Raw genomic sequence first — 16072 nt, 5'->3', positions numbered from 1 at the left:
GTAGATCTTAAAGTGGCAGGCAATCAAGCAGGTTAAGAGCGCCTTTCAAAACCTTGAAATCGGCGTCATCCGTTCCTAGATTTTCGGTATGGTTAAGAAGATCGTATCCGACGAACTCTGGACCATTGTCGAGCCCCTACTGCCAACGCCCAAGCCGCGTGGCGGACGGCCGCCCATCTCCAACCGCGCCGCCCTGACAGGCATCCTGTTCGTTCTTCGCTCAGGCATCCCCTGGGAGATGCTGCCGCAGGAGATGGGTTGCGGCTCAGGCGTCACCTGCTCTGGCGTCGTTTGCGTGACTGGCACGAAGCGGGCGTCTGGGAGCACTTGCATCAGACGCTGCTGGAGCACCTGCATCACGCTGACCAACTCAACTGGGCGCGGGCCTGCATGGACAGCGCCTCCCTACCGGCAAAAAAGGGGGGCTCCGCCATCGGCCCCAACCCGACAGACCGAGGTAGGCCGGGCACCAAACGCCACCTGCTGACCGATCGTCAGGGGGTGCCTCTGGCGATTCTGCTATCGGGAGCCAACATGAACGATAGTGTGCCGCTGGCGGCGCTGCTCGACAGCGTTTCGCCCCTCTCCTCAGGCCGGCCGGGGCGGCCTCGTCGTCGTCCCGGCAAGCTGCATGCGGATAAGGCGTACGATCATCGGCGCTGCCTCCGATCGTGCCGAACGCGGGGTATCCAGCCCCGCATTGCCCGTCGGGGCGTGGAAGACAGTCAGCGACTCGGGCGTCATCGATGGGTGGTCGAGCGAACCTTTGCCTGGTTGGGGCGGATGAGGCGACTCGCCACCCGCTATGAACGGCGCGTCGATATCCACTATGCCTTGACGCTATTGGGCTGTTCGCTGATCTGCTGGAACAAGCTTCAGGGCAAGTTTTGAAAGGAACTCTCAGCCAGACTAATTCACCAGACTGACCCAGAAAAGAAGATTTCAGCGCAGATTCCCGCGTGACGTTATCTCGGCCTCCCGTTCGACATTATCGCCGCGCACCAGGTAAACCATATCGAACAGGTTGGTGACGACGCATGCATGGTTCGGAATCACACGTACCATGTCGCCAAGCGCTGGTTTGTCCGTGCACGCGGACAAGTCAACGACCGCGTGTTCCTCGGACAGGGCGGTGATAACAGCATTCGGATATTCCACCAGGTGGCCGTGGCCCTTGTGCGGTGCAGGAACTGCATCGGCGGCCAGCGCCTTAGAGCCTGAATCGAGCACTGCCCGATCCGCGTTGGGGCGGCTGACCACGGTGGCCTTCACTGTCAACGCACAATCGTCCAGCGTGCCAAGGCCGAATGCGACCTGCATCCGGTCGGAATAGATATAGGTGCCAGGCCGGTACTCGGTCGTGGCCGTTCCTTCGGCGGCGCGGTATAAGTCAGGGGAACCGCCGGACGAGATCACCTTAGGTGGCAGGTCAGCAGACTCCAGCGCGGCCTTGGCTTTGTGCAGCCAGGTATCGGCCTTTGCGATGTCGCCCTTGGGCGGGTATGTCATCAGCCCGCCGAAGATCAGGCCCGGGGCGTCTTCGATCTGCCGGGCGAGCGCCACCGCCTCTTCCGGCGTCTGTACACCGCAGCGACCCGCGCCGGTATCGCATTCCACCAGTACGTTCAGTGGCTCGGCCGCGTCGAACCGGGCGGAGTAACCGGCGACTGTCACGGCACTATCGGCAGTAACCGATAACCTAATACGGGAATGCAGGTCGACCAGCCGGTCGAGCTTGGACGTGCCGAGGATGTTGTAAGGCAGGAAGATGTCGGTGAGCCCACCATCGGCCATCGCCTCGGCCTCGCCGATTTTCTGGCAGGTGATGCCGTTCGCTCCGAGTGCCATCTGTTTTCGCGCCATTTCTGGCAGCTTGTGGGTTTTTACGTGTGGCCGCAGCGGCAGGTTGTGCGCGTCGGCGTAATCCTGCGCGCGTCTCAGGTTCGCTTCGACCCGCTCGAGATCGATCAGTACGGCGGGGGTATCGATATCTTTGATATGCATCAGCGAGTCTCCGGAGATGTGATGGCGTGGATGGAGGGAAGGTTAGCGATCATTCGCTGAGCTCAACACATCATCTAACGCATTTCTCAAGTTGACAGCCAGGCTATAGCGCAGCTCGGCCTTGAATATCGGAGTCTGGAGAGCTGGGCAGACGAGACAATCGCTTTCCCGCCTGAACGAGAGTCGCGCGATAAAGGTCATAGTTCGCCATCGCATCTTGCTTGGGTGCGATGATGCAGACGGTGCACTGGCAGATTCCCTCGGCATCAAGCACTGGTGCCGCGAAACAGTGGGTGAAGTTGTCCGCGATGCTGTTAAAGGAGAAAAACTTCTCGTTCCAGGCTGCATGCACACTCTCCACAAACTCATGAGGATCAATGTGCTCACCGTGGGGACACGTGAAATCTTCAGGAGGGATCAGCTTAAGGATCTTCTCCTTCGACAGGTGGCCGAGAAGCAGGCGGCCCGACGCCGTCCAGGGAATGGGTGTTCGCACGCCGACATCGGCACTAATCCTGAATGGGCGGCTGCCTTCGTTCATCATTGCGACGAAGTACTTATCTCGGTCGAGCATGCAGAGCTGCGCAGTCTCCCGCGTCTGTTCTGTGATCCATCCCAGTACCGGCCGGGCAAGACGTGTTATGTCGAAGTTTTTGAGATAGTTCAACCCCCAGTAATGCAGCTTGCGCCCGAGGAATACCCTGCCTTCGGAGTCAGTCCGCTCCAGCAAGCCCGCTGTCGTCAACAGGCCGACCAGTTCGTATATTGAGGACTTCGGCGCCCCCATGCCGGTTGCAATGTCGATGGGTCGCTGTGGATCGCTGGTGGTGCAAAGATAGTCGAGGATCATGAAGGCGCGCTCCAACCCCCGTTCCTTCGTTCTGGTGGCAGTGACAGATTTCGGTGTGCTCATTCAGGTAACGGCCGCTTCTTCGCTAGATGTGCTCTCTGTAAGAGCATTTTTTTAGGTTGTCTTGCGAAAGGCGATGCAATCCACTTCCACCTTGCAGTCGACGACCATTGCGGATTGGACACAGGCTCGGGCCGGCGGGTATTCGCCGAAGTGCTCGGCAAATACCTTGTTGAAGCTCCAGAAGTCGCGTGGGTCGTCGATCCAGACACCGACTCGCATGATGTCGGCAACGCTATATCCGGCTGCCTCCACGATCGAAATCATGTTGAGGATCGCCTGATTAGCCTGCGGCACGATCCCGCCGTCAATCACCTCTCCATCCACCATCGGCGTCTGGCCGGAGACATAGAGCCAGCCGTCGGCCTCCGTCGCCTTGGCAAATGGTAGCCCTTGACGCCCGGAGCCCTTGGATTCGTTTACGCCGTGCCTTGTGATGGTCATATTCTATCCCTATTCAGAATTTTGAGCTTTTGAGGAATGCCTTGAGACGCTCCGATTTCGGGCTATGGAAGAGTTGGTCGGGCGGGCCTTCCTCGCCAATGCGTCCGTCCTGCATGAAGACAACTGTGTCCGATACGTCGTGGGCGAACTGCATCTCGTGAGTAACCAAGAGCATCGTCATGCCATCGAAGGCGAGATCCTTTACGACCGCCAGCACCTCGCTGATGAGCTCAGGGTCGAGCGCCGAAGTCACCTCGTCAAAGAGCATGAGCGCTGGGTTCATAGCGATCGCACGGGCGATGGCGACGCGCTGCTGCTGACCACCAGAAAGCTGGCCCGGGTAATGGTTCTTCCGATCCTTCATGCCCACGCGATCCAGCCAACCCTCGGCGGTGGCGTAGGCCTCGTCGTTTCTCATCTTGCGGGTCTTGATCAGGCCCAGCATGACATTACGGATCGCGCTCATGTGCGGGAAAAGGTTGAAATGCTGAAAGACCATGCCGGTCATGGCGCGCTGGCGGGCTATTTCTTTTTCTTTAAGCCGAATCCGTCTGCCGTTGCGCTGAGTGTAGCCGATCTGTTCCCCCGCAACGGCGACGACACCATCCTCGTAGTCTTCCAACAAGTTCACACAGCGCAGTAGAGTGGTCTTTCCCGAGCCGCTCGAGCCGATCAGGCTCACGACATCGCCACTTTGCATGGTCAGGTTGATGCCCTTGAGCACCTCGACCTTGCCGAAGCTTTTGTGCAGGTTCGTGATTTCCAGAACAGGAGCAGTCAATGTGGGCCTCAAGTGGGAAGCGAAACCTTGCGCTCGACGAAGCGTCCGGCTTTTTCGATCGCGAAGTTGATAAGGAAGAAGACAAACCCGGCGAAGAAGTAGAGTTCGAGGCTAAGATATGTGCGGGAGATCACTTGCTGCGTCGCCAGCAACAACTCGACCACGCCGATGACCGAGAGCAGTGTCGATGCTTTCACGATTTCGGTGGCGGTGGTCACCCAAGTAGGCAAGATCATTCGAAGTGCCTGCGGCAGAAGCACTGAGAAAAATGTGCCAAAAAACGTGAGACCTACGGATTTTGCTGCTTCGGTCTGCCCCTTCGGAATGGCCTTCAGGGCGCCCTGGACGATTTCGCCGACATGCGAGGAACAGAACAACGTGAGCGAAAAGATGCCGGCTTGCAAGGCCGAGAGCTGAATGCCCACGACAGAGAGAATGTAGAAACAGGCAAGAATAAGCACGAAGACTGGCGTGCCACGCAGAAAATCGGAGTATAGGCGCACGGCGAACCGTAATGCGGTGTTTCCATAAGATAGAATCAGCCCAACGACGACTCCGAGGGGCGTGCCCAGCAGGATCGACACAACCGAGATCAGGATCGTATTGCCGAAGCCATCGAGAATCGGCCAGCGTGCCGCCCAAATGGCTTCGAAGGTTTGCAGGATATCCATTCGGGCACCTATCTCGGGATCGACAGACGGCTTTCGATACGCCGCAAAATTGCGGCAATGATCGAACAGGCAAGAACGTAGATCAGACTTGCGACCATCCATGTCTCAATCACACGGAACGTTTCCACGTTGATCTTGCGGGCATAGAAAGTCAGCTCAGGCACGGCGATGGCCGCGGCGAGCGAGGTGTCCTTGAACAGAGAAATGAAGTTATTGCCGAGCGCGGGCAGGACTCGGCGGAACATGACCGGAATTGTGATCAGAATCTTGGTCCGGGATTCGGTCAAACCGATTGTCAGCCCGGCCTCTCGAAGCCCCGACGGCAGCGAGACGAGACCAGAGCGAAAGACCTCAGTCAAGTAAGCGCCGGAATAGACCGCAAGCGTGACAATGAAGCTTTCGATTTTACCAAGGCGAATGCCAAGCTCCGGTAAGGCGAAGAAAGTGAAGAGGATTAGCACGAGAATCGGCGTGTTCCGAAACGCCGAGACATAAACTGTCGCAGCCCAACGGATGGGTCGTTTTTTTGACAGCATCCCGAAGGCTAGAAATAGGCCAATCAGACAACCGATCGCGATGGAGACCACGGCTAATATAAGCCCTAGCCCCAAGCCAGAGAGCAAGAGGTCAAAGTCTCGCCACACCGCCGCGAAGTTGAAATTGTAGTCCATAGAAAGCCCCGGGACGCCTAGTCTTACTTGTACTCGATCGGGAAACCGATCTGGGGCGGGTCGAGCTGCACGCCGAACCATTCTTCAAAGGAGGCCGCATAAGTGTTGAATTCAACACCCGTCATCGCCTCGTGCAGAACCGAATTCACGAAGTTCAGCCAGCGCTGCTCGCCAGGCTTGACGGCGCAGCTATAGCTCTGCGGATTCCAGCCGTATCCAGCGTCGGCATAGCGGTCCGGGTTCTGCTTCATGTACCAGCTCAACGACGACTGGTCGGTCGCGGCTGCGTCAGAGCGTCCTGAATTCAGTGCCTGGTACATCAGATCGACGCTATCGTACTGGTCGACCGTGGCCTCGGGTAGGGCGGCATGCACCATATCCTCGGCATAAACGTTCTGAAGCACCGACACTGTGACGTCACTACCCCCCGCTTTTAGCGCCTCGTAATCGGCGTATTCGCCGTCGGCCATCAGCATCAGGCCCACGCCTTCGCGATAATAGGGGATCGTGAATTCGACCTGCTGTGCACGCCCGGCTGTAACGGTCATGAACTGGCAGGCCACGTCAACCTTGTCGGTTGCGAGGTTCGGGATCCGCGCGTCGCCAGACTGGTTGACGAACTCGATTGCCTCGGGGTCATCGAATAGGCCCTTCGCAATCAGCCGAAGCATGTCGACATCGAAACCGACGAGGTTGTTGTCGGCATCCATGAAATGCCAAGGGGCGTTCGTGCTTCCGGTGCCCGCGATCAGATGCCCGCGGTCGAGTACGTCCTGAAGCTTGTCGGCCTGAGCGACGCCGGCGAAGACGCAACAGACGAACGCAGTGGGACCCAGCCGGGTTATTGTTTTGAACATTGTGCGCCTCCTAATTGGCGGATTCCGTTATTGTGGAACACGATTTAGTATTCCAGAATAAAGTTAGTTTCGACTGTCTTTGCTTGTCAACTAATTTTTCGGAAGTGCTTCGGACGAGCTCGGAGTGTTGCTGTGCTGCGGAATATCGCTATGGCGTTCGATAAGGCGCCCGTACGGAGGACAACCAGGTGCCGGCAGGCCAGCCAACGCTTGGAAAGGATCACGTCTCGAAGGCTTGCCTCCTGGCGTTGAAAGACACCCTTTCGAGCTCAACGTCGACAGCTATCGACGCTGCACAGCGATGGATAACAAGCGCTCACGAGGGCGACCGGCAACGCGCGCGACACTCAGAATCAGTCACGCCGTGTCGCCCAGCGACAATGACACGATTGAGCACCGTCTCTTAAGCAGCGGACGAGTGTCCGCTGCAGTAGCCGGTGTCAGGTGGTCGCAGTTTGGTCGCAGACTGCAGCTAATCTATGTTGGGTGTGTAATCAGTGTAAATTTCCAAGCGATTGATTTATCGACAAATGCCCGTAGCAAGCGCGGCCTTGTATTGTCGAAATACGGATTCAAAATCCGCCGCTGGAGACAGTGTGTCGGTTCGAGTCCGACCGCCGGCACCACTAAAAACAGTAAGTTACCCTCCTTTCCTTGTGGCGTGACATGGCATCAACCAGCATCCAATAACATAAACTATGTTGGTAAGCGGCCATGCTCAAGAAAGCACATCCCCTATCCGCCCTTGAAGTGAAGCGCATCATCACCCTTGGCTATCATGCCGTGGGCGTTTATCGAGCTGGCTGGCGAGCTGGTGCCGGATGATGCCCGGTACGTGATACGCCAGCGGTTTGCCCGGCCCGTGCGGCTGATCGTGAGCGTCGAGGCTGAGCTGGTGGAGAGCATCGACCGGCTGATGACCCTGGGGCGGCACCATGGCCACCGAATCCGCGCCGAACTTTTACGTCAGGCCATCGAGCAAGAGCGGTGCCAGTCTGATGCTTTCTTGTCCCCATAAAAAAGGGCGCTTGAAAAACAATCAATCTTTGCCACGTACCAGCGAAGAGGCTTTGACCCCTGGCCGCAGTTTGCTCTTCTGGATTTTCACCGCTGCGTGCGCCAGCGAACAGTGAGTGCGTGCCGTGAGGTTCATCCTTAGGGGTGAGCGTGGCAAAGGATATGCCTAAACAAGGATGTTGCGCTGTGCGCTGCAGGGGAAGCAGCGCCTATTTTTTTTCGTAGGCCGATTGTTCGGCAGTATCTCGTTCTTCGGCCCGAGCCCCGATCCTGCCGCCGCCCCAACGGGGGCGCTAGGCCATCGTCGGCATCAATGCAATGGCGCCCATGCTGGGCGCCATTGCTTGTCTGTAAAGCCGATGATTTTTCGACCAATTACGCGCGTATACATTGTCCGCTCCCCTCCACGCGATGTAGGAAGCCGACAGAATCTCGGCATATTAACAAATGATGACATGCCAGTATGGCAAGCGCCCAATAACGGGTGCCCACTATCTGGCCAAACATGATGCTTGAGCCGTGCTGGTATTCTCGGTGTTCCTTTGGTTCGACAGGCTGACTGCTTAAACTGACCCGTTGCGCATAGTACAGCGCTATAAAGCGCTTCTTGCTTTGCGAGTAGCATGTTGCCGATTGACTTTAGGATTCGCTGTTAATTGACTCAGTTGACCCTTTCCAGGGCGACGAACTCAACGGCTTCTAGGCTTGGCCATGGCCCGCGTCGGCGGATCACGTCGGCCGTGGACAACCCAATTACCGTATCGGCCAACGCATTATCGTAGCAATCGCCTACGCTTCTGGCAGAGGGCTCAATGCTGGTATCCTCCAGTCGCTCCGTCTATTAGATCGAGACTTATTGTTCGCCACGGCATCCAATGGATTTTAATTAACGCAGTCCGAGAAAGGACAGCACCACGACGACGATCACGACCGCGCCGACGATCCACACAATATTGTTCATACACTATCCTTTTGTCCTGTTCGAAGTGAAATCTGGCTGATCGCTGTGCGTCAGGCATTGATTAGATGATATGTCGCCAGGTAGACGACTTCTGTGCGTTGGCCGACATAGCGGGGCGGTGACAGTATCGAGCCTCATGGCCTTGTCTGTGGCTGGCGTGTCAGGTGTCTTTCGGTGGGAATGATCCAGCCATTACGGGATGTTTAGCGCGAGAGGTATCTGAGACGCCTTAAATGAGGGGCGCTTGAAAAAAACAACGGCAATCAAAAGGCGTCCTGTTTCCGGCCCAACGCGGGGCTCACGTCACACTAACCCCCAGAAATCAGCAATGTGGTGCGTGGAAGAGATATTCATCTCAAGCATGTAGTCGCCGCTCGAGCCGTAACTGTCTTTACCATGCGTCTTCAGCGGTGTGCCGTGGTCCATTCCGGTAATGCTGTATTCTTCAATGAGTTCTCGACCCTCAGCATCACTCCAGACTCGACGGGGATAGCCATTAACGGTGTGCGTGCTGGATGGGCTTTCCTCAAGATCATGTAGCGCTCGCCATTGTCCGAGGATCCCATTGGCGTTCGAGGCATCAACCGTACGGTCAACGCTTCCGTGCCAGACCGACAGTGTTGGCCAAGGTCCCTCATGCGCCGAGGCATTCCGCAGCTGTGTTTCAAGCTGTTGCGCTGTCGGGGATCCTAGACCCTTCATTCGGAGTAGGGCCGTGGGGAGGGTGTCGGCACTGCCGTACGGCAAACCGGCGACGATGGCGCCGCCAGCAAAGATTTCCGGGTAGGTCGCAAGCATGACCGACGTCATGGCACCGCCAGCTGACAACCCTGTGATGAAGATACGCTGGCGGTCGATGCCATGATCGCTGACCACTTGTTCAACCATATGCAGAATGGAGAGTGGCTCGCCAGCGCCGCGATGGCTGTCGTCGGGCTCGAACCAATTGAAACCGAGCGTCATATTGTTCACGCGCTGCTGCTCGGGGAAAAGCAATGCAACGCCGTATCGGTCAGCAATGTCAGACCAGCCGGCACCCACGTCGTACTCAGCTGCTGTCTGATCGCTACCATGCAGCACGACGACTAGCGGAGCACCTGCGGGCAAATCCTCCGGTATATAGATCTTGGCATTCAAGGCGCCCGGGTTTGACCCGAATTTGTTCAGGTGTGTCAGACGGTCATTCTGGCTGTTGCTTCCCCCCGTATACAAGGTGCCTAAGTTTGACTCAAATTCTTTCAGGTCTGCCAGACGGTCATTCTGGCTGTTGCTTCCACCCATATACGTATTGGGATCCATAAGATTCATCATTAACTCTCCTGATGCATGGTGCGGCTCCCATTGACATTGAATAGGCTGTTCCTACACCACGCTTTGAACGCCATGTTACTCGACCGATGGGGACGTCTCTGTGCGTAAGCGAACATGATACTTTTGTCGCTATCAGGCCTTCCGCCAGAAAGACTCTCAACGAGACAGTTTCACCTTTATTAGGCGTCGCCTGATGGTGGTAAAGCCACCACAATAAAGGGCAAGTAAATGACTGGTGTAGAGATAGGATGGATTATCTCTATCAGCAGCGGTCCGCTATTGTAGTGAGCCCTTATCTTGCCCGCCCTTGATGGATGCTAATGCTGGGCGCCAGCGAAAAGCCAAGGTACTGGGTGACGCCTAACCCCTAGCCACGGGGCGCGGAAATCCGCCGCTGTAGATAGTGTGTCGAGTCCGACCGCCGGCACCATATTACTCATGGAGCCCAAAACCATGGGATTCAAAGATTAGAGGGTAAGATCAGGCCCTGAGGTGTGACACTTCGGTGTTCTACTCTACAAGTCTGATTCTCTGCCAGCCTAGCGCGGCTGGGCCAGTACCTGTGTCCAATAGAATGAGTACGTTGATCCCGAATCGTCGGGCTCGGCCTTGGCCATGCCCATCTCGGTGAAGGCGTCATTCATGATATTGCGGCAATGCCCCGGGCTCTCCAGCCAGCCTTCAATCACGGCAGCGATCGACGCCTGGCCGGCGGCGATATTCTCGCCCACTGTTCGCCAGACATAGCCCCTGTTGCCGACACGCTGCTGAATCCCCACGCCATCGGGACCGGTATGGCTGAAATAGTCGTTCTCGGCCATGTCGCGGGAATGTGTCTCGGCAGCCGCTTCGAGCGTGCAGTTCCAGGTCAGCGGTTCCACCGCCGTAGAACGTTGGTTGCCGCATTGCCGGGCCTGACTGCGCGCCTCGTTGATCCGCGACAACATCTCGCGCTTACGATCGGTCAGTTCGCAGTTGCCCTGGCTAGTGGAGCCGCCACTCGGTGCTTTATCAGCGGCCCATGACCCACTTGAAGCCATGAGCATCAACAGGCCGACCAGCGCCCAGACGGTAGGGCGCGTCAGCACGAGCTCAGCCACCGAACTTTTCATTTTCGCCCAGGTCCGGGGTGGCGTCCTTCTTGACGTTGGCCTTGGCGATCTCATAGAGCTGGAATGTCTTGCTCTCCTTGGCCTTCCAGTGCTCACCCATCTGCACCTTGATTTCCAGCAGCGCGACTTCCGGGTCGTCCTTGCCTTCGGGAAACCAGGCCGCGATGAAGGGGTTCCAGTATTTTTCGATCAACTCGCGGTCATCGGTCAGGTTGGCCTTGCCCGAGAGCGATACGTATACGCCCTTTTCCTGATCGGAAAAGCTTAGGCAGACGTCGCGATCGCTGGCGGTTTCAAAGACCTTCTCGGCACTGCGACGGGTGAAAAACCACAGGGTGCCGTCGTACTCATCCTGAACCAGATGCATCGGCCGGGCACGAGGCATGTCCCCGTCCAGCGTAACCAGCATGCCGACTTTGATATCCTTGATCATCTTCCAGATTTTCTGCTTGTGCTCAGGGCTGGACATAGCTTCAACCTCCTGTCGAATACGGTGCGGCGAAAAGGAAATGGCGGTGCCAAAGAATCGAGCACGACGAGAATTAGCCTAGCTACCCTTGTGGACCTCGGCAAACGCACTATCGGACAGTCATGAGAGAGCCGTAAACCGTGCCAGCCGCCGAGTCTTTTCGATTTCGATCCAGGCATGAGTGCGCTCGACGACCCAGCGTTTCGTGAGCACCATGAAGCCGTTGGCATCTGGCTGGCGCATGAAAAGGTCTCCCTGGTCCGGTGCGCACCAACGGCCAACATTGGCATTGGCGGGATGGCGCACGACCTCAACCGCAATGTCGTGCCGCTGGCGGACTGTCTGCGCACAACGTCCTGCATAACCCGCATCAACAAAAACCTTTGATATGCCAGCATATTTTTCCATGCCACTGGCCATCACAGGATGTGCGCCGTCACGGTCTTGCACGCTGGCGGCCGTCACGCTTACGGCAAGTATCAGCCCCAGGGTGTCGACCAGGACATGGCGCTTGCGGCCTTTAACCTTCTTCCCGGCATCGTAGCCACTGGTTCCGCCTTGTGGCGAATGCCGCGTCGATTGGCATCCAGAACGGCGGCACTTCAATCACCTATTGTTTTTATAAACACCCTCTTAAATCAATTTAAAATAGTTGATATGCCAGAAATTGAAAAAATGTGTCTTCCTCGAACAACATCTGGGCCTGACAAGTGACAAAGTCTAACCACTGCTCATAGAGCACATGTCGTCTAGGCTGATAAAGGTCAGCCATCTTGCTGCTGGGCATGCCGGGGCTCGCCATGATGAAAAAAGCCGACGGTGCCAAGCACCGTTTCAATCTCGCGTCTTTCAGTGCGGGTGTATTCGATCTCGATGGTGTAGTAACGCGCACCGCCAATGTGCACTGTGCTGCGTGGAAACAGCTTTTCGACGACTATCTGCGAAGCCGCGCGGCAACAACGGGCGAGCGGTTCAAGCCCTTTGATGCCGGCGTGGATTACTCACAATACGTTGACGGCAAACCTCGCTACCAAGGGGTGCGAGATTTTCTGGCGTCCCGCACCATTACCCTGGCGTACGGCACGCCTGACGATCCGCCTGGGCATGAGACGGTCTGTGGGCTGGGTAATCTCAAGGACCGCCTGTTTGGAGAGCGCCTGGCAAAAGACGGAGTTGAAGTCTTTGATTCCTCGGTGTCTTTTATTCAGCGTTTGCGGGACGCGGGACTAAAAACAGCTTTGGTTTCATCGAGCAAGAATGCCGTTGCTGTGCTTGAGACTGCCGGCTTGAGCCATCTGTTTGATGCCCATGTGGATGGGAACGACATTGAGCTTAGAAAATTAAAGGGTAAACCGGATCCGGACACCTTTTTGCTGGCAGCAAGCTTGTTGGGGATAACGCCTGACCGTGCCTTTGCGGTAGAGGACGCTTTATCCGGCGTCGAGGCGGCACGCTCCGCGGGTTTCGCTTTAGTGGTGGGGGTTGATCGTGCTGATCAACGTAATGACTTGCTCGAACACGGCGCTGATGTCGTGGTTGACGACCTTGTCGAATTGACGCCGGATACCGTATCCGGCGCATCGACGTTGCCGAATGCGCTGGCTTGCTACGATAAGATCGTCCAAACGCTAGCCGACAAGCGTTTGGTCATTTTTCTCGATTACGACGGTACCCTGACGCCGATTGTCGATCGACCCGAGCTCGCCGTGCTCAGCGATGATATGCGCGAAACGCTACGTAATGTGGCCGAGCGCTATACCGTGGCGATTATCAGTGGGCGTGACCGTGCCGACGTCGAGCGGCTGGTGGCGTTGGATAACCTCGTTTATGCCGGAAGCCACGGTTTCGATATCGCCGGCCCCGGGGGCCTGTGCATGCAACAGGAGCATGCGGAGGAGTTCCTGCCTGCGCTTGATCGTACCGAAGCTGAATTGAAGCAAAAACTGAGTGATATCGAGGGGGTCATCGTCGAGCGCAAGCGCTACGCGATTGCCGTGCACTACCGGCTCGTGGCAGCGGGGCACCTCGAGGCTATCGAGGAAGCTGTTGAACAGGCCGTCGAAGCGTCGGCGTCAATGCTGCGCCGTACAGGCGGCAAGAAAATCTTCGAGTTGAGGCCGACGTTACCCTGGGACAAGGGTAAGGCCCTGCGTTGGCTGCTTGATGCGCTTGTATGGAATGGGCGCGTTGAGTCGCGTGATGACGATATTCTGCCGCTTTATTTCGGGGACGATGAAACGGACGAAGACGCTTTCAAGGTCTTGCGTGAAGGGCAGGGGCATGAACAGGGGCTTGGGTTGCTGGTGGCCGAGGCTCCCCAGCCAACCAAGGCTCATTATTGGCTCGAAGACCCCCAGGCGGTCGGGCGTTTTATGAACCGCCTTTGCAACGCGATTGGAGCTCATCCATGACCGACTGGACACTCGATTATACCGACTTCAACGCTGGCCAAGAGGGGCTTCGCGAAGCGCTATGTACCTTGGGGAATGGCTATTTTGCTACCCGAGGGGCGAATGAAGAGGCCGAAGCCGGCGACATTCATTATCCGGGTACCTACCTTGCCGGGGGCTACAATCGATTAACAACCGAGATCGCCGGGCATGAGATCGAAAGCGAGGATCTCGTCAACATGCCGAACTGGTTAAGCCTGACATTCCGGCCCGAGGAAGGTGAATGGTTCAATCTCATGGCGGTCGATATTCTGGATTATCACCAGATGCTGGATCTAAAAACCGGCATACTTCAAAGGGATACGCGCTTTCGCGATCGTCAAGGCCGGGAAACCACCATTGTCTCTCGGCGCCTCGTGCATATGGGAAACCCACATCTCGCTGCCATTCAATGGCAGTTGACGCCGGAGAACTGGTCGGGACGGATTTCTGTGTGCTCCGCACTCGACGGGCGCGTCATCAATGCCGGTGTGACCCGGTATCGTGAATTGGCAAGCACTCACCTAGTACCTTTAAGCGCCGAGCCGCTCGATGACGACACCATCCGGCTGCTGGTTGAAACCAACCAGTCGCATTTGCGTGTGGCCCAGGCCGCTCGGACCCAAGTCATCATCGGTGAGCGTAAAGTGAATGCCGAGTGTCAACTCGTACGAGAGACAGGTTACATCGCTCAGGCGTTGAGCTTCGACGTCACCGAAGGCCAGGAAATCTGCATCGAGAAGGTGATTGCCATGCATACTTCCAGAGACAGGGCTATCTCGGAGCCTGGGCTTGCCGTGAGGCATTCAGTTGCCCGGGCGGGGCAGTTTGCTGATTTGTTGGCAAGTCATGCCCAGGTATGGCGGCATCTCTGGTATCGCTGTGATCTGGTGCTCAAGGGCGGAGGTCGCTCCCAGAAAATCTTGCGATTGCATATTTTTCACCTGTTGCAAACCGTCTCGCCTCACGTGGTTGATCTGGATGTCGGAGTGCCGGCACGTGGACTGCATGGTGAGGCTTACCGTGGCCACATCTTCTGGGATGAGTTGTTTATCTTCTCGTTTCTCAACTTTCGCATACCCGAGATTACGCGTGCTTTGCTTTGTTACCGTTATCGCCGCTTGGAAGAAGCCCGCCGCTTGGCGCGAGAAGCAGGTTATCGCGGCGCCATGTACCCTTGGCAAAGCGGCAGTAGTGGGCGTGAAGAAAGCCAGATGCTGCATCTCAACCCTAAATCGGGACGCTGGATCGCTGACCATAGCCATCTTCAACGCCACGTGAATGTCGCCATAGCCTTCAATGTATGGCGCTATTATGAAGTCACCGAGGACGGCGAATTCCTTTCCTACTATGGTGCTGAATTGCTACTGGAAATTGCTCGTTTCTGGGCCAGTTGCGCCCGTTGGAATGCCCGCCGCAAACGCTACGATATCTGTGGTGTGATGGGGCCGGACGAATTCCATGACCGTTATCCATGGGCAGACGAGCCCGGGCTCGATAACAATGCCTATACCAACCTGATGGTGGCTTGGGTGTTGCGGCGGGCTAACGATGCCCTGGAGCGAATTGGTGTTGCACGACGTCAGGAGCTGTGTGAAACCTTGGCAGTCACCGATCAGGAGATTGCGACGTGGGAAGCGATCAGCCACAAGCTCTTCATCCCCTTCCACGATGATGTTATCAGCCAGTTCGAGGGCTATGAACGGCTCGAAGAGTTCGATTGGAAGAGGTATCAAAGCCAATATGGGGATATTCATCGTCTGGATCGGCTTCTCGAGGCCGAGGGCGATACGGTCAATCGTTACAAGGCGTCGAAACAGGCCGATGCCCTCATGCTGTTTTATCTTTTTTCCGCTGATGAACTTAGCGATCTTTTCCAGCAACTGGGTTATACATTCACCCTGGAACTGATCCCGCGCACTATTGACTATTATCAGCAGCGCACCTCTCACGGCTCGACCTTGAGCCGTATCGTTGAATCCTGGGTACTGGCCCGTTTGGATCGGCCAAGATCACTGACATTGCTCAATGAGGCGCTCGAAAGCGATATCGCCGATGTGCAGGGCGGGACGACTCAGGAAGGTATTCACTTGGGCGCCATGGCCGGTACTGTCGACCTGGTTCAGCGTGGCGAGACGGGGCTAGAGGTTCGTGACGGGTTGTTGCGGTTCGACCCTTGCCTGCCCGACCCGTTACCGGGCTTGCACCTACGCTTGCGTTACCATGGCCACTGGATAGAAATTACCATGAAGGGTAATAGCATGACGCTTAGCGTCTCGGAGGGGGGAGCGAAAACCGTGCGCATCGCTGTGCAGGACGAAATCCATTGTTTCGGGGCTGGTCAAAGCCTCGAATTTCATTGCCAGCCAGGCGGCAGTGTTTGGCGAATCATGGGGCCGAGTTCATAGCCCATGTCGTTGACGCCAAGGTGATTG

At 56.6% G+C, this 16072-nt stretch carries 14 protein-coding genes and 2 pseudogenes; 4 read left to right on the top strand and 12 right to left on the bottom strand.

The features are described 5' to 3' along the window. Positions 1-88 precede the first annotated feature (88 nt). Positions 89-891, top strand: a protein-coding gene (locus KG088_RS08420; protein WP_213825067.1) for an IS5 family transposase whose coding sequence is annotated in 2 segments (ribosomal slippage) — positions 89-280 and positions 283-891 — 801 coding nt in all. Because the reading frame shifts where the segments join, the coding sequence is not laid out codon by codon here. A 51-nt stretch (positions 892-942) separates the two neighbouring features. On the opposite strand, the gene KG088_RS08415 is transcribed toward KG088_RS08420, so the two are convergent. From KG088_RS08415 to KG088_RS08385, 7 genes are all read right to left on the bottom strand, one after another. After that, complete coding sequence (locus KG088_RS08415) at positions 943-2004, bottom strand: D-TA family PLP-dependent enzyme (RefSeq protein ID WP_213825066.1); 1062 nt, start codon at positions 2002-2004, stop codon at positions 943-945. 103 nt (positions 2005-2107) lie between these two features. Next, the gene (locus KG088_RS08410) at positions 2108-2917 is read right to left on the bottom strand and encodes an IclR family transcriptional regulator (protein WP_264759044.1); all 810 of its coding nucleotides are present in this window, start codon (positions 2915-2917) and stop codon (positions 2108-2110) included. A gap of 51 nt (positions 2918-2968) precedes the next feature. Next, positions 2969-3358, bottom strand: a complete 390-nt coding sequence (locus KG088_RS08405) for a RidA family protein (RefSeq protein ID WP_213825064.1) — start codon at positions 3356-3358, stop codon at positions 2969-2971. A gap of 13 nt (positions 3359-3371) precedes the next feature. Further along, positions 3372-4139, bottom strand: a complete 768-nt coding sequence (locus KG088_RS08400) for an amino acid ABC transporter ATP-binding protein (protein ID WP_213825063.1) — start codon at positions 4137-4139, stop codon at positions 3372-3374. 8 nt (positions 4140-4147) lie between these two features. Further along, entirely contained in the window at positions 4148-4810 is a 663-nt protein-coding gene (locus tag KG088_RS08395) for an amino acid ABC transporter permease (RefSeq protein WP_213825062.1), read from the bottom strand. Positions 4811-4818: 8 nt separating this feature from the next. After that, positions 4819-5481, bottom strand: coding sequence for an amino acid ABC transporter permease (locus KG088_RS08390; protein WP_213825061.1), 663 nt, complete (start codon positions 5479-5481; stop codon positions 4819-4821). 23 nt (positions 5482-5504) lie between these two features. Further along, the gene (locus tag KG088_RS08385; protein WP_213825060.1) at positions 5505-6338 is read right to left on the bottom strand and encodes a transporter substrate-binding domain-containing protein; all 834 of its coding nucleotides are present in this window, start codon (positions 6336-6338) and stop codon (positions 5505-5507) included. A gap of 778 nt (positions 6339-7116) precedes the next feature. Between KG088_RS08385 and KG088_RS08380 the strand changes: the two genes are divergently transcribed. Beyond that, complete coding sequence (locus KG088_RS08380) at positions 7117-7356, top strand: hypothetical protein (RefSeq protein ID WP_213825059.1); 240 nt, start codon at positions 7117-7119, stop codon at positions 7354-7356. 663 nt (positions 7357-8019) lie between these two features. Here KG088_RS08380 and KG088_RS20035 read toward each other — a convergent pair. The 5 genes and pseudogenes from KG088_RS20035 to KG088_RS08360 all read right to left on the bottom strand — a co-directional run. Next, positions 8020-8193, bottom strand: a pseudogene (locus KG088_RS20035) (IS3 family transposase); the annotation flags it as partial. Positions 8194-8619: 426 nt separating this feature from the next. Then, positions 8620-9627: an extracellular catalytic domain type 1 short-chain-length polyhydroxyalkanoate depolymerase gene (locus tag KG088_RS08375; protein WP_250148151.1), complete on the bottom strand. Its 1008-nt coding sequence runs from the start codon at positions 9625-9627 to the stop codon at positions 8620-8622. A gap of 539 nt (positions 9628-10166) precedes the next feature. Next, on the bottom strand, positions 10167-10727 hold the full coding sequence (locus KG088_RS08370) for a CAP domain-containing protein (protein WP_319941406.1): 561 nt from the start codon (positions 10725-10727) through the stop codon (positions 10167-10169). After that, a complete protein-coding gene (locus KG088_RS08365) occupies positions 10720-11208 on the bottom strand; it encodes a pyridoxamine 5'-phosphate oxidase family protein (protein WP_213825057.1) in 489 nt (162 codons plus the stop codon). The genes KG088_RS08370 and KG088_RS08365 overlap by 8 nt, the downstream gene beginning before the upstream one ends. A gap of 144 nt (positions 11209-11352) precedes the next feature. Then, positions 11353-11810 (bottom strand): annotated as a pseudogene (locus KG088_RS08360) (transposase); the annotation flags it as partial. Between the two features lie 171 nt (positions 11811-11981). On the opposite strand from KG088_RS08360, the gene otsB reads away from it, so the two are divergent. Together otsB and KG088_RS08350 are read left to right on the top strand one after the other, a co-directional pair. Then, entirely contained in the window at positions 11982-13619 is a 1638-nt protein-coding gene (gene otsB / locus KG088_RS08355; protein ID WP_250148150.1) for a trehalose-phosphatase, read from the top strand. Beyond that, the gene (locus tag KG088_RS08350; protein WP_213825055.1) at positions 13616-16045 is read left to right on the top strand and encodes a glycoside hydrolase family 65 protein; all 2430 of its coding nucleotides are present in this window, start codon (positions 13616-13618) and stop codon (positions 16043-16045) included. Before otsB ends, KG088_RS08350 begins: the two co-directional genes overlap by 4 nt. Positions 16046-16072 lie beyond the last annotated feature (27 nt).

This window comes from Halomonas jincaotanensis (assembly GCF_018448785.1).
Taxonomy (GTDB): domain Bacteria; phylum Pseudomonadota; class Gammaproteobacteria; order Pseudomonadales; family Halomonadaceae; genus Halomonas; species Halomonas jincaotanensis.
This window is presented reverse-complemented; position numbering and strand designations above follow the sequence as displayed.